Below are 12,833 nucleotides of genomic sequence, written 5' to 3'. Positions count from 1 at the left end.
GTTCCTGGAGCTGCAGCAGGTCGATCACACCGCATGGAGAAAAGAGGTGATGGATCACGAGGAGCTCTTCCTCCTGCTCCACGCTCACTTGCCACCGGAGATGATCTACGAACGTGAACTGCTCATCTGCAGACTCTAGGCAAGCCCTAACTATTCCGCCGGCGGATTGTGATCCATGCGGAAGCGATAGGTCAGGCCGACGTAAAGCAGCGTCTCGGGAAGCCCCTTGCTGTTGTCTTTGAGCAACTGGCCAGGGAAGAGATGGCTTACGCCCAGATTGGCTACGACGGACTCGCGGTAAACGTACTTGGCTGAGAGGTCGAGAGAGTTTCCGAGATTGGTATTGGTAAACCCGGCCGTAGGCGCCTTGATGAGAACAGATCCTGCGCTGTTATAGAGGCTATCCATCTTCGTGGCCAGGGTCTGATGGCTTGCCTGGAAGAGCAACGTAAGGTTGGTTGTTGGACGCAGATCGAGATTGAACCGGCGCTGCTTGATGTTCTGGAACCCAAACAGGTCCATCAATTGAAAGGCGTTGTGATTGCTGGGATAAAGCTGGTCGTAGGTGCTGATGCGGTTGAGATTGCGACGAGGGTTGCCGGTGGCGTAGTCATACTCGACACCTGCCCGGGGCTGTAAAGGCAGTTTAGCCGCGCTGTAGTAGACCTTCGCGAAGCCCGCACCCGCATGGATCGCATCGTTGGAGAAGCTGCCGCGCTGCAGGTTTCCCATCGCCTGGTAGCTGAAGTGCGCAGGCAGAGCGCCTTCGACCTCGGTGCCGAACGTGGTCTCCAACTCACTGCCGGCGATCTTTTGCTGGCTGGTTACGGAGCGCATGGCCTTGATATAGACAAAAGGCTGCAGGTTGGCATTGGGAACGATCGAACGCAGGGACGCATAAGCTCCATGAAAGTTCAGACCTGCGCCATGTGTGTCCAGGGACGTGGGATGCACTGCAACCACAGAGCTGGTGAATAGATCGAGGTGGTTCCTGCGTCCTCCCATACTCAGGCGGAAAGCATCGAAGGTACGGCTGTTGTTTGCCCAGTCGCTGATACCGATAAGGCGCTCGCTGCCGAACTTCAACTCCTGGCGTCCGGCGATGAGCTGAAGATAACGATGGTGCAGTTCAAGATAGCCCTGCCGGAGGTCGAAGCCGTCGCGCATATTGCTGGCGACCAGGCTAACTGACTGACCAAGAGCGTGGGTGTCATGGAACTGCATATAAGCCGACATGAAGCTTGTCGGGCGAATTGTCATACCACCGCGCACACGCGTCAGGCTGTAAATGCGTTGACCTTTGGTGTAGTTGTAGGCCGTTTGAAATTCACCGCGGTCCCGCACTTCCATATCAAAGGAAAGCCATCGTGGCAGGGGATCAACCTTGATGGGCTGAACCTTGCCCTTCTTCTGAGGATAATCCGCATAGACCGGCGTCGAACCTATCTTCCTGGCAGTTGCTTTTTTATCTTTAGGCGCGGGCTGTGCTTGAACGGGCGGAACAACCATGCCTGCAGAAACGGCGGCGGCTAAGAAGAGTCGGGATAGACGGACAGTCATAGGGATACTCGCAAAGGAAGCAGGAATTTCTTTATTTCTTATCGTTCGTTTGGATGGTCCCAGCCGGTGGAGACGCGGACGACATCTTCTCCAACCCTGAAGATCCCGCTGAAGTTATCGTGAGCCAATTCCGGACGGTCGGCCTGTATGTCGCCGACGACCGGCATAGACAGCAGTGCGTCGGTCTTGCCCCGCAGTGCCTTTACCTTACCGGCGATGATGTTCACGATCTCTCCGATCGCGTCATTTCTCATCTCGACGTCATCGACTTCACTGGGATCGTCGAAACCGAGCATGGTAGCGCTCAGGCGATCGGCTGTTGCCTGGCTCAATTCCAGACGGATCATGCCCGATGGCGTACCGTTGAAATCGACAACGGCATGTAACTCTACCGGGAAGCTCTCGCAGCCAGTCTGCGACATCTGAACCTCACAGCCCGTAAGTGCACTCAGCGCATCCTGTATTGTGTTTGATACGTTCATGGAAAACGTCCTCCTAAATTTGGCCTAGTAGACTCCCAGCACGGAGACAAGGCCACAGTCCTTTCCAGAGATAACAACTTTGTAGTTAATGGCTGATCCAGACTTTTTCAGGAGCTCTGAAGCAGGGTGAAGGATCTTCAGCTTATTCGTGGTCATCATGCGAAGCAGCACACGCTCATCACCGCTGAGGCAGGTCGAGCAGATATTCAAAGCCTCATAGATGGGGTCGCGTACGCTGTCTTCCATGGGTTCGGTCTGCGCTCGCTCGAGCGCGATATTTGCCGGCATTCCAATCAGGAGTCCGGCAATGGCCGCAATAAAGGGAAGATCCGCCTGTACGATGATGGGCCGCCCCGCCGGTAACGTCTCGTAAACGGCATAGACCTTTTTTGCCTCTGCTGCAGGCAGTGTCTTTGCTTCCGAGAAATTGACGGGGCGGTCCACCAGGTCAGTGAATAAGTGGGAGAGCGCAAATGCAGTGGGTCCAGACATAGCTACTTGCTCATATGCGGCGAAAGAGCCGCGTCGATATTTTCGGGCGTAAAGGGTTTCGTGATGAAAAAGCTGGCGCCTTCTTTCATCGCGGTCTCGCGGATGTCTTCTGAAGATTCCGAGGTGATAAAGCCGAAGGGCACCTGGCAATTTTGGCCACGAACCCGTTTCAACAGATCGATGCCAAGCATTTCCGGCATATTCCAGTCCGAAAGAACAAGTTTCGGCTGTTCAGCCTGCACCATGCTGAGCGCCTCGGCGCCGTTGCCGGCCTCGCCGATCTGCAGATTTTCGTAGCCGGCCTGGCGTAGCGCTCGTTTAACCAGCTGGCGCATTGTCTTGCTGTCGTCTACCAAAAGGATGTCCATATTTCGCTCGCTTGTAGTCGCGGGATGCGACTGGTGAGCTTATCGGCGGATGCCGCCAGAAGATGAGGCGCATCGGGCGAAGTTTTATACAAAAGGCCGGCTCATGTTGTCACCGGGCAAGTCGATAAAAAGGGTGAATGACCTCGAAACACTTTTGGGCGGTACCGTGACATTGACAAGCAGATCTCTCATGACCGTAGGCATCAGCGATTGCGCCGTGACTGCTGATCCGCAGGGGGTGCTGGCGACACACGCTCTTGGTTCATGCATCGCCGTAGTAATCCATGACCCAGTTGCAAAGGTAGCGGGTCTGTTACATTTCATGCTTCCGGACTCCTCAACCGATCCGGAACGAGCCCGCAGTAAGCCGTTTATGTTTGCGGACAGCGGTATTCCCGCCTTCTTCCGCATGTCCTATGAGCTTGGAGCATTGAAGCAGCGGCTCAAGGTTTCGCTGATCGGCGGTGCCCAGGTTCTCGGTTCGAACGACGTATTTCAGATTGGAAAACGGAACCATGTAGCCGCGCGCAAGATCCTATGGAAGGCCGGCGTCATGGTGCACCACGAAGAGGTTGGCGGTGACGAGCCGCGGACGGTCCACATGGATGCGAGTTCAGGAAGAGTGGTGATCTCGCACGGTGGTAAAGAACGAGAATTAGTGCCTGCAGCAGAGGAAAGGAAGCGCAACGTATGACACGGAATGTATTGATCGTCGATGATTCCCCGGCGATGCGTAAGGTGATCCGGAAAGTGCTCATGCTCTCGAACTTCGAGACGCAGGAGTGCTTCGAGGCCAACGACGGCCTGGAAGCATTGGATATCCTGCGCATCGAGGCGGTGGACGTGGTCCTGACGGACATCAACATGCCGCGTATGACTGGGGAAGAGCTATTGGAACAGATGTCGCAAGATGACATTCTGTCGCAACTGCCGGTGATGGTGATCTCCACCGACCGCAGTGAGGAACGCGTGCGGCGTATGAATGCGCTGGGCGCCAAAGGATATGTCACCAAACCCTTTGCTCCGGAGACGCTGGGAGTGGCGTTAAACGAGCTATTCGTGGAGGCTTAACAATGTCAGTCGAACAGATATCGGCAACTCTTCAAACAGCAATGACCGAAGTGCTGGAGTCGATGTGCTTTATCCTGCCGGGAGAGCCGGTCGATATGGCAGCCTTCGCGGGTGAACCCTGGATGGAACATACCCTCACCTTCCACGGTCCGGAAGAGGGCCGCTTTGGAATCCGCGCGCCGCGTCCGGTAGCGGTTCGCATCGCCTCTGACTTCCTTGGAGAAGACCCCGTTGATCTGAGCGAGCAGCAGGTGGGCGAAGTCATGAACGAGCTGGCCAACATGGTATGCGGCAACGTGCTCGGCCACTGCTATCACGATCACGCTTTCGCTCTGACATCGCCGACGGTGATGAATCCCATCTCGCAGGAGCAGGGAGCCCAGTTCGATTGGGAAGAGGGCGTGCTGGTCGCGTGGGTGAAGACCTACTAGATCTCTGTACGAATTGGAAAAGCCCTCTCTTTCGAGAGGGCTTCGTTTGCTGCATTGGTTCTATTTCAGGGGGTGCTGGAAGTCTGCCGAGGGCTAAGCACCGTGAAGAACCGATGGATAGACTGATCCATGCCGGTGTGGCCGGAAGAGGTAAGACCGGCAAGCAGCGCCGCATGCGACGCCGGAAGCGGAGCATGTAGCTGCACAGAGTTGAGTTGATGACAGGTATCGCAACCAGTCGGAGCGCTCTTCTGGGTGTGGCACGAGATGCAGCCGCCCATCGAGAGGTCCTTCTCGCGCGTGATGGCTTCGCGTTCGGCTACCGGACCATGGCAGTCCGCACACTGGGCTCCGGCGGAGGTGTGCGTGTCGTGGCTGAAGTTGACGAACGACGGCACACGATACACGCGAACCCATTGCAAGAGCTGGTTGTTTTGCGCAGCTTCAGCAATGCGTTTGATATCGGGTTTGTCAGTGGCGATGGATGCATGGCACAACATGCACTTGGAGGCCTGCGGCATGGCCACAGTAACTCCATTGCGTGCTGGGGCGTGGCAGGTGTCGCAGGCCATCTTGCCGTCACCGGCGTGCTTCTTATGGCTGAAAGCGACAGGCTGTGTAGGCGCCGGTGAAGGATTCGTGATGGTAGGTGCGCCGGACGAGGCCGCAGTTCCCGGAGCGGGGGCCGTGGAGGGCCTGGCGCCTGAGGGGACATCCTGGGCACGAATAACAGAAGCCGTACACAGAAGAACTGCGATCAGCAGGAAACGGCGCATGTTAGATGTTCCCCTTTCGCATCTCTTCAGCCAGGTATTCAGAAGCGCGCATCGCGAGGGCGCACATGGTGATAGTGGGGTTCTGCCAGCCGGCGGAGACAAAGACGCTCGCATCTGTAATGAACAGATTCTTGACGTCATGGCTCTGGTTCCACTTATTCACCACGCTGGTCTTGGGGTTGTCTCCCATACGCGCGGTGCCCTGCTCGTGAATCGAGTAACCCGGCGGGTTGAACTCATAGTTTCGGACCAGTACCTCAAAACCTGCGGCTTCGGCCATGGCAGCGGTGGTGTCCACCATATCCTTCGCCATGTTGATCTCATTGTCGCCATACTTGGTGCTGATGGTGAGCGTCGGCATACCCCATGCATCCACTACTTGCTTGTTCAATGAAACATGGTTTTCGTAGTGGCCCAGGGTTTCGCCCATGATGTTGGTGGTGAAGCCGCTGCCGTAATATTCGTCCAGCTTCTTCTCCAGGGAGCTGCCGTACTCCGTGAACCAGCGTGCGTCCATGGGGCCGGTGCTGCTGGAGACATTGACTGCGAAGCCGCGCAGGTAGCCGGGGGTCTTTGTCTCAAGATTACGGAAGCGCGGAATCAGCGCACCTCCACCGGTGACTCCCCGTTTGCCCTTGCCGCCACGTGCCTCCGGCACTGAGGCTGCGATACCGGCACCATAGATCTGGTCGCAGAGATGGTGGCCCAGGACGCCACTGGAGTTGGCGATCTCGGAGATCATAAGCAGACGCGTCGTCTCCAGCGTTCCCGCTGCCACAATAACGACACGCGCCTTGATGGTCATCTCGCGGTAGGAATGGCGGTCGATGAAGATCACACCGTCAGCCAGGCCGGTGTGCTTATCCACGGTGATCTTCCGCACGATGGAATTAGGAATCGTGGTGAGCTTCCCGGTAGCCACAGCATCCGGGATGAGCAGGTTGATAGATGCCGCCAGGCCGCCGGTGCCGAGTGCGGAACGGGGCTTGGTTACGGGCACGCCCATCTTCTTGCCGGCATCGACGAAGCGCTGCATGGCGTTCGACCACGGGACCTTATCTTCAATGAAGTTGCCGTCAGGATATTGCGGCAGACCGTCCGTGTGGCCCTGCACGCGGAAGATCCCTTCAACGCGCGAGTAGAACGACTCGAGGTCCTTGTAGGAGATCGGCCAGTTCTCGCCGAAGCCATCGTGGTCTTTGCACTTGAACTCGTAGTCGCTCAGACGGAACGACTGGCGGCCCCAGAAGGGCGAGCGCCCACCGACGCTGCGGACGCGAACCCAGTTGTACTGCTGCCCGGCAGGGTAGTTGTAGGGGATGACCTTCTCGTCGATCCACTGGTTGGCGCTGAACTCACTTGACTGAAAGATATGTGGGTGGCGACCCGGAGCATCCAGACCGCGAAACGGGAGCTGGTTTGCGGGCTTCAGGGTGCGGTCACGCTCGAAGTTGAGCATCGGACCCGCATCCAGCATGGTGCAGGAGATGCCCTTCTCCGTGAGGATCTTTGCAGCCATGCCGCCGGTATGTCCCGACCCAATGATCAGGACGTCAACTTTCTTCTCTGCCATAACGAATGCTCTATGCCTTCCGGAGTTGCAAAACCTGATTAGCTATGTGCCTGTTTTGTGACGGGCGCCGCTGTCTTCGGTGCGCCATGGCTCACCCACTTCTCCATGCCGGGATCGATGGGCGCCCAGTAGAGGCCAACTCCAGGCGTACGCTCACCGGAAGCCTCTGCAGCCGTAGCCCAGGCCGGCGAATTCATGGTGACGGTGCGAATGTCGCGATGAGCCAGCGCAATAAAGCGCTCGTGCTTCTCCCGGGGTGGGTGGTCGTTGATCCACGCCTTCAGGAAAGGACGGATGATGGCGTCGGCCTGCTTTTCATCGGTCTTGGCGAAGGCCACGTTGAACTTCTTCATGGAGTCGGCATTCAGCCGATCCAGGCCGTCGTTGTACATCGCCTGCCGGTCCGCCGGCGAACCGCCGATATGGAAGTCCAGAAACTGCGGTGTATCCGCCTGCAGAGAGGTGGGATATCCCTCTCCGCCAGGCATCAGGATCTCGCACAGATGCACCAGCGTGGCATAGCGCACGGGGGTGAAATAATGCGTGTCGGTGCTGGCGACCACATCCGGCAGAGTTACCGGGATGTTCGGCGAACGAAATGCCGCCATCTGCTGCATCCGGGTCTGGGCCGGGGCACTGGATGCGGCATTGGGTGAGACCGCCATCGTGCCCTGATCCACGGTGCTGGTGGCCGGTACAGGAGTAGTTGCCTGTGGTGGCTTTTGCTGGCCGAGCGCTGCCCCGGTAGCCGTTGCCGCGGCCAGCCCCTTAACAAAATCACGCCTCTTCATGAGAGGAACTTTATTTGCCACAAGGAATGAGCGTCAAGGTTACCCAGTCGATCGCTTAACTTCGGCAGTGGTTTCAACAGGATGGCTTTGCCGGTTCGTAGCGATTCGTGGCGCGCCTACCGCAAGAAAATCAAGGGATTATCGCGATCGTTAGAGCCATGGATGCGCCACTTTTCATCTTGTAACGGGGGCGTAAAATTTCCGGACGCCGACTGTCGATACGGCAAATGTCCTACGCGATTTGCGTTCGCGTTAGAGGTGCAAGAACGATGCCCTTCCGGGGAGAAGGGCATCGTTCTTGAGCAGCTGGCAATAAGAGCTAGAGCATTTTCCCTGTCATTGGGTATCCCGCGAGAGGCGTACAGCGGCGTTTTCGTTGCGGAAAACGCCCATGGATGCGGAAACCCTACATCACACCTACAGGGAAATGCTCTAACGACCGATGGCGGCAGCTTTCCTGACGAAAGGCTGTGAGATCTGTCTCACGATCTCGCCGGCAATTTTCTCAAGCGGCAGTGTCATCGCCGCCGCACCTATACGGGCTGCTTCCTTCGGCATTCCGTAGACGATGCTGGTGTTTTCATCCTGAGCGATTGTGACAGACCCTGTCTGCCGCATCTGCAGCATGCCTCGAGCTCCGTCAGTTCCCATGCCGGTAAGCAGTACACCCAATGCCGGACCACCCACGAGCTGGGCCACCGACGCGAACAGGACATCGACAGACGGACGGCTGAAGCACACCTGTGGGCCTCCGGCAACGCGTACCTTCAATCCGGCACTCGTGTGCTGCAGCGTCATGTGAAAGTCTCCTGGTGCGATCAGGATCAGCCCCGGATGGACATCGTCTCCATCCTTTGCCTCTCTGACTTCCATTGCGCAGGATTTATTGAGCCGGTCTGCAAAATGTTGTGTGAAGCCTGCCGGCATATGCTGTGTGATCAGGACCGGCGGCATGTCCGCGGGGAACTGGCTCACGATCTTCGCAACCGTTTGGGGACCTCCTGTCGAGGATCCGATAGCGATGATTCGACGCGAAGCAAAGCCAGGAAGGGCTCCGGTCGGAGACATTGGAGCGGCCACTGGCGAGATCGACGGCGCCATCGGTTGCGCGGCTACTGGTGTTGCCGGTGCCGATACTTCTGCCACCACTGCGGGCGACGGTTTGAATGCACGCGGATTCGCCTGCGCGCAGGCGCGAATCTTATCTGCAAGTGAGTTCGCAAGGTCGCCGACGGAGTAGGGGCCATTCGGCTTCGCAAGGACTTCGACGGCTCCCAGGCGGAAGGCTTCCATGGTTGCCGCGGCGGAGGCCTGCCCCAGCGAGCTGATCATGATTACAGGCATAGGCTTGTAATCCATCAGCTTCTTCAGGAAGGTGAGGCCGTCCATTCTCGGCATTTCGATGTCGAGCGTCAGAACGTCGGGGTTCAATGCGAGGATCTTCTCGCGGGCAACATACGGGTCTGGAGCTGTGCCTACTACTTCAATCCCAGGGGCATTGCGCAAGGCGTCAGAAAGAATCTTACGCACCGTTGCGGAATCGTCCACGATGAGGACGCGAATCGGAGAGGTTGTCTTCATCGGTGACCTACCGTGATCTCAAAGCGCCCGGCTTCTTGTAGACAGCAGGCTGTACGTATTCGAATCTGTGTTTCAGGTTGTTCAGACTTTCGGCATGTCCGACGAAGAAGTATCCACCAGGTTCCAGATGGTCATAGAAACGATTGACCAGCTCCTGTTGTGTCGGAATGTCGAAGTAGATCATGGCATTCCGGCAGAGGATCAGAGGATAGCTCTCGACAAACGACTCAAACTGCCTGATAAGGTTCAGCCGGCGGAACGAGATTGCTTCGCGAATGAACTGCTTGACGCGATAGTTTCCGGCAGCCGGCCCTACGCCGCGCTGCAAGTACTTGCGCAGAATCTCCATCGGAACCTGTTGGAAGCACTTCTCGTTGTAGGTCCCATCCTGCGCGCGCGCCAGCACCTTGGTTGAGATGTCCGTGGCCAGGAGCTTTACGGTAGGCCCGGAATTGGCATAGTGCTCACGAGCCGCAAAGGCGAGCGAATATGGCTCCTCTCCGGTGGCGCAGGCTGCACTCCAGATCGTGTACTCGCTGCGGTTAGCAAGCGCCGGAAAGATGGTGCCGGAAAGAAACTCAAAGTGCTTCGGCTCGCGGAAGAAGTTGGTGTAATTCGTCGTCAGGTGGTCGATCATCGTCACCAGAGCGTCGGACGACTTATCGTTGATCACGTACTCGTAGTACTCGGAAAAAGAGCCGATGTTCAGCGAGCGCATGATCTTGGTCAGGCGAGAGGCAACCAGACCTTCCTTGCCCTCTTCAATTGCCAAACCACAATAGTCGTAGGCAAGTTTCCTGAAGCGATTGAAGTCCTTCTGTGAAAGCGTCAGGTTGCTGATGGTGGTGACTGTGCTCATGCTGCCTCCTCACCGGGTTCGTTCGGCATTTTGAAGATCTGGACAACATCAAGGATCAGGCCGATGCGGCCATCGCCCAGGATCGCGCATCCAGTCAGGCCGGTGCTATCGCTGAAGGTCTCGCCCAGACTCTTGATCACAATCTCCTGACGTCCGAGCAGATCGTCCACATGGAGACAGAACTGACGTCCCGCGCCCTCGCACACGACAACCAGGCCCTGGCAGATATCTTCAGAACGAGGCTTGATGCCGAAGCGGCGGTGCAGCCTGACGAGCGGGTAGAGATTGCCGCGCATCAGGATCATCTCTTCCGTACCTTGTACCCGGACCAGCATCTCCTGTGTCGGGCGCAGCATCTCGCGAACCGAGAAGACCGGAATGATGTAGCGGTGGTCCCCGACTACGATCACAAGGCCTTCGATGATAGCCAGCGTGAGCGGAAGATGGATGTAGAAGGTCGTGCCCTTACCAAGCTCAGACTCAATCTGGATATGGCCGCGCAGATTCTCTACATGTTTGCGGACGACATCCATGCCAACGCCACGGCCCGAGATATCCGTAATCTTTTCCGCTGTCGAGAATCCGGGCGCGAAGATGAGCTGGAAGATCTCAGTTTCCGTCAGTTGCGTATCTTCGGTGACCAGGCCACGTTCCAGAGCCTTGCGGAAGATCTTGTCCGGATTGAGCCCGCGCCCGTCATCGGAGATGGAGACGACGATCCTACCGGACTCGTGTTCCGCGGAAAGACGCAGTGTCGCGGTCGGATTCTTGCCGGCTGCCGTGCGTTCCTGCGGTGTCTCGATACCATGATCGAGTGCATTCCGGATCATGTGCAGCAATGGATCAGAGAGCTCTTCCGCGATCGTCTTGTCGAGTTCTGTGCCTTCACCAGCGAGCAGCAATTCCACCTGCTTGCCGTGCCGGCGCGAGAGATCACGAACCAGCTTGGCATTCTTCTGGAAGAGTGGGCCGATGGGCATCATGCGGATGTTCATGGCGCGCCGCTGGACCTCACCTGTAATGCGGGCCAGTTGCGCCAGGTCGCCTATGAGCCGAGCATCGCGATTGCTGGCGACCATCGGATTGTGGCTCAAGATCGACTGTGCGATCACCATCTCGCCGACCATGTCCATAAGCTGGTCGAGCTTAGCGGTATCGATACGGATTGAGGCCGAGACGGGTTCGCTCTTGCTAACGGCTGCTTGAGGCGCAATCGCGGGGGCGGATTCGGGCTCCGCCGCCTTTACCGGCGCGGCAGCTGGGGATTTAACAGCTTCAGCCTTTGGTGCGGCCGCGGGAACAACCGTCTCTGCCGTTGGCGCAGGGGCAGGCGCAGCGGCTTCCACCTTCGGTGCGGCAGGAACAGCAGGAGCAACAGGTGTCTCTTCCTTGGCTAGGGGCGGTGCAGGGGCAGCCGCTGGTTCTGCCTTTGGTGCCGGAGCAGTAGCAGGAGCTTCTTCGTTCACTGGAGCCGCTGCAGGTGCGGCTACCGGTGCAGCCTCTACGGCGGCAGGTTCGGAGGTTGAGCCTCCATCGAGTGCTCGTTGAGTAACGGTGGTAATGGTGCGCAGCAGGGCGCGGTTGTTCTTCGCCTTGCCGGGATCAGCTCCGTTCAGTGCGCCGTTGACGCGGTTTACTTCTGCCTGCAGGTACTCTGAGCTCTCCAGAACGAGATCGACGATCTCCACGCTGATCTGAACGCGGCTGTTGCGTGCATGATCCAGCAGCGTTTCGACTTCGTGCGCTACGCCCTGGACGCCCTTCAGGCCAAGGAAACCGGCCAGGCCTTTGATGGTATGGAAGGCGCGGAAGACCGCATGGACTGCGGGCAACTGGGACGGATCACGCTCAAGCGCCAGAATCTGCTCTTCGATGGCAGCCAGATGCTCCTGCGATTCGGTGACGAAGCCGGCAAGCATCTCAGGATCGTCGTCGAATGCGACTTCATCCTCTTCCATCGGCTCTTCCACAGCGACAGCGGCCGTGGTCTGCGCGATGGCGGCAGCCGCAACAGGTGCTGGTGTCGGCGCCTGGACGACTGGTTCCGCTTCACCGCGCATCAGACGCTGAAATGCGGTAAAGGGCTCTTCGGCGATCATCTTGCCCTTTGAGCGGTCATTGGCCAGTGAGTTGGCGCGTTTCGCGATCTCTGCAAACGCAGGATCTTTTTGTGCGAGCGCAGCCAATTGGATAAGGCGCTGTTCGGTCAGAGAACCTGGTCCATCGACCATCCAGAGCGTTGCCAGCTCGTCGAGCCGCGCAGCAAGCTGGTCGGCAACCGGTGCAGTATTTTTCGTGGCACTCATGCGTCTAATACCTGAAAGAGGGGCTGTAGTGTCGTGCTTAGTTGATTTCCTGCGAGGCTTCGATATAGAAGACCTTGTCGGTGTCGAGCAGCAGCTTTACTTTCCCGCGTACCTTCGCCATCCCGAGCAGAAAGGGAACCGAAGCTCCGTTGCCGAAGTCCGGGCTGGGTTCGATGTCCTCTTCCGAGATGGACAGGACTTCGCTGACTCCGTCAGCGACTGCGCCAATCAGGCGCTCGCCTATGGACGTGGCTAAACGAACCACCACGATGCAGGTATGGGGTGTGTATTGACGCTGGGGAATGTTGAAACGGACTGAGAGATCGAGTACAGGAATCACCTGGCCACGCAGGTTGATGACGCCTTTGACGTAGACCGCGGTCTTGGGAACGGCGGTGATCTCCTGCATCTGGATAATCTCCTTGATGTTCAGGACCTGAATGCCAAACTCCTCTTCGCCGAGCGAGAAGATGAGGTGTTTGCGCGACGTATCGTGTGCCACCTGCTTCGCCTGGTTGTTGTTCTTGATTGCCATGTATTACT

The 12,833-nt window shown here is 57.6% G+C and carries 14 protein-coding genes; 3 read left to right on the top strand and 11 right to left on the bottom strand.

Translation table 11 applies throughout. From position 1 onward, the window contains the following. Nucleotides 1–150 precede the first annotated feature (150 nt). The 4 genes from AB4Y89_RS19710 to AB4Y89_RS19695 are packed head-to-tail and all read right to left on the bottom strand — an operon-like array spanning nucleotide 151 to nucleotide 2,902. Nucleotides 151–1,560 (bottom strand): alginate export family protein, encoded by a 1,410-nt coding sequence (locus AB4Y89_RS19710; RefSeq protein WP_442302650.1) that lies wholly within the window; start codon nucleotides 1,558–1,560, stop codon nucleotides 151–153. A 38-nt stretch (nucleotides 1,561–1,598) separates the two neighbouring features. Further along, nucleotides 1,599–2,042: a chemotaxis protein CheX gene (locus AB4Y89_RS19705; protein ID WP_442302649.1), complete on the bottom strand. Its 444-nt coding sequence runs from the start codon at nucleotides 2,040–2,042 to the stop codon at nucleotides 1,599–1,601. Between the two features lie 24 nt (nucleotides 2,043–2,066). After that, on the bottom strand, nucleotides 2,067–2,534 hold the full coding sequence (locus tag AB4Y89_RS19700) for a hypothetical protein (protein WP_442302648.1): 468 nt from the start codon (nucleotides 2,532–2,534) through the stop codon (nucleotides 2,067–2,069). 2 nt (nucleotides 2,535–2,536) lie between these two features. After that, a complete protein-coding gene (locus AB4Y89_RS19695) occupies nucleotides 2,537–2,902 on the bottom strand; it encodes a response regulator (RefSeq protein WP_442302647.1) in 366 nt (121 codons plus the stop codon). Nucleotides 2,903–3,092: 190 nt separating this feature from the next. Between AB4Y89_RS19695 and AB4Y89_RS19690 the strand changes: the two genes are divergently transcribed. Genes AB4Y89_RS19690 through AB4Y89_RS19680 form a run of 3 tightly spaced genes read left to right on the top strand, consistent with a single transcriptional unit; the run spans nucleotide 3,093 to nucleotide 4,404 of the window. Then, nucleotides 3,093–3,596: a chemotaxis protein CheD gene (locus tag AB4Y89_RS19690; RefSeq protein WP_442302646.1), complete on the top strand. Its 504-nt coding sequence runs from the start codon at nucleotides 3,093–3,095 to the stop codon at nucleotides 3,594–3,596. Beyond that, complete coding sequence (locus AB4Y89_RS19685) at nucleotides 3,593–3,973, top strand: response regulator (protein WP_147647501.1); 381 nt, start codon at nucleotides 3,593–3,595, stop codon at nucleotides 3,971–3,973. The genes AB4Y89_RS19690 and AB4Y89_RS19685 overlap by 4 nt, the downstream gene beginning before the upstream one ends. A gap of 2 nt (nucleotides 3,974–3,975) precedes the next feature. Then, nucleotides 3,976–4,404: a chemotaxis protein CheX gene (locus AB4Y89_RS19680; RefSeq protein WP_147647502.1), complete on the top strand. Its 429-nt coding sequence runs from the start codon at nucleotides 3,976–3,978 to the stop codon at nucleotides 4,402–4,404. Between the two features lie 65 nt (nucleotides 4,405–4,469). On the opposite strand, the gene AB4Y89_RS19675 is transcribed toward AB4Y89_RS19680, so the two are convergent. The 7 genes from AB4Y89_RS19675 to AB4Y89_RS19645 form a co-directional block, all read right to left on the bottom strand. After that, nucleotides 4,470–5,180, bottom strand: a complete 711-nt coding sequence (locus AB4Y89_RS19675; RefSeq protein ID WP_442302645.1) for a cytochrome c3 family protein — start codon at nucleotides 5,178–5,180, stop codon at nucleotides 4,470–4,472. A gap of 1 nt (nucleotide 5,181) precedes the next feature. Then, entirely contained in the window at nucleotides 5,182–6,753 is a 1,572-nt protein-coding gene (locus tag AB4Y89_RS19670) for a GMC oxidoreductase (RefSeq protein ID WP_442302644.1), read from the bottom strand. A 38-nt stretch (nucleotides 6,754–6,791) separates the two neighbouring features. After that, a complete protein-coding gene (locus AB4Y89_RS19665; RefSeq protein ID WP_442302643.1) occupies nucleotides 6,792–7,544 on the bottom strand; it encodes a gluconate 2-dehydrogenase subunit 3 family protein in 753 nt (250 codons plus the stop codon). 432 nt (nucleotides 7,545–7,976) lie between these two features. Beyond that, the gene (locus AB4Y89_RS19660) at nucleotides 7,977–9,125 is read right to left on the bottom strand and encodes a protein-glutamate methylesterase/protein-glutamine glutaminase (RefSeq protein ID WP_442302642.1); all 1,149 of its coding nucleotides are present in this window, start codon (nucleotides 9,123–9,125) and stop codon (nucleotides 7,977–7,979) included. Between the two features lie 7 nt (nucleotides 9,126–9,132). After that, nucleotides 9,133–9,984 (bottom strand): CheR family methyltransferase, encoded by an 852-nt coding sequence (locus tag AB4Y89_RS19655; protein WP_442302641.1) that lies wholly within the window; start codon nucleotides 9,982–9,984, stop codon nucleotides 9,133–9,135. Further along, nucleotides 9,981–12,290: a chemotaxis protein CheA gene (locus AB4Y89_RS19650; RefSeq protein WP_442302640.1), complete on the bottom strand. Its 2,310-nt coding sequence runs from the start codon at nucleotides 12,288–12,290 to the stop codon at nucleotides 9,981–9,983. Before AB4Y89_RS19650 ends, AB4Y89_RS19655 begins: the two co-directional genes overlap by 4 nt. A gap of 37 nt (nucleotides 12,291–12,327) precedes the next feature. Beyond that, on the bottom strand, nucleotides 12,328–12,825 hold the full coding sequence (locus AB4Y89_RS19645; protein ID WP_442302639.1) for a chemotaxis protein CheW: 498 nt from the start codon (nucleotides 12,823–12,825) through the stop codon (nucleotides 12,328–12,330). Between the last annotated feature and the right edge of the window lie 8 nt (nucleotides 12,826–12,833).

This window comes from Terriglobus sp. 2YAB30_2, assembly GCF_052114765.1.
In the GTDB taxonomy this organism is placed as follows: domain Bacteria; phylum Acidobacteriota; class Terriglobia; order Terriglobales; family Acidobacteriaceae; genus Terriglobus.
The sequence above is the reverse complement of the archived record's forward strand: the minus strand, read 5'-3'. Positions and strand labels throughout refer to the sequence as shown.

Excerpts from the sequence above, each read along its gene's own strand:
- AB4Y89_RS19685 (WP_147647501.1), top strand. The coding sequence starts at position 3,593 with ATGACACGGAATGTATTGATCGTCGATGATTCCCCGGCGATGCGTAAG.
- AB4Y89_RS19645 (WP_442302639.1), bottom strand. The coding sequence starts at position 12,825 with ATGGCAATCAAGAACAACAACCAGGCGAAGCAGGTGGCACACGATACG.
- AB4Y89_RS19700 (WP_442302648.1), bottom strand. The coding sequence starts at position 2,534 with ATGTCTGGACCCACTGCATTTGCGCTCTCCCACTTATTCACTGACCTG.
- AB4Y89_RS19670 (WP_442302644.1), bottom strand. The coding sequence starts at position 6,753 with ATGGCAGAGAAGAAAGTTGACGTCCTGATCATTGGGTCGGGACATACC.
- AB4Y89_RS19710 (WP_442302650.1), bottom strand. The coding sequence starts at position 1,560 with ATGACTGTCCGTCTATCCCGACTCTTCTTAGCCGCCGCCGTTTCTGCA.
- AB4Y89_RS19675 (WP_442302645.1), bottom strand. The coding sequence starts at position 5,180 with ATGCGCCGTTTCCTGCTGATCGCAGTTCTTCTGTGTACGGCTTCTGTT.
- AB4Y89_RS19660 (WP_442302642.1), bottom strand. The coding sequence starts at position 9,125 with ATGAAGACAACCTCTCCGATTCGCGTCCTCATCGTGGACGATTCCGCA.
- AB4Y89_RS19655 (WP_442302641.1), bottom strand. The coding sequence starts at position 9,984 with ATGAGCACAGTCACCACCATCAGCAACCTGACGCTTTCACAGAAGGAC.
- AB4Y89_RS19705 (WP_442302649.1), bottom strand. The coding sequence starts at position 2,042 with ATGAACGTATCAAACACAATACAGGATGCGCTGAGTGCACTTACGGGC.
- AB4Y89_RS19665 (WP_442302643.1), bottom strand. The coding sequence starts at position 7,544 with ATGAAGAGGCGTGATTTTGTTAAGGGGCTGGCCGCGGCAACGGCTACC.
- AB4Y89_RS19695 (WP_442302647.1), bottom strand. The coding sequence starts at position 2,902 with ATGGACATCCTTTTGGTAGACGACAGCAAGACAATGCGCCAGCTGGTT.
- AB4Y89_RS19680 (WP_147647502.1), top strand. The coding sequence starts at position 3,976 with ATGTCAGTCGAACAGATATCGGCAACTCTTCAAACAGCAATGACCGAA.
- AB4Y89_RS19690 (WP_442302646.1), top strand. The coding sequence starts at position 3,093 with ATGACCGTAGGCATCAGCGATTGCGCCGTGACTGCTGATCCGCAGGGG.
- AB4Y89_RS19650 (WP_442302640.1), bottom strand. The coding sequence starts at position 12,290 with ATGAGTGCCACGAAAAATACTGCACCGGTTGCCGACCAGCTTGCTGCG.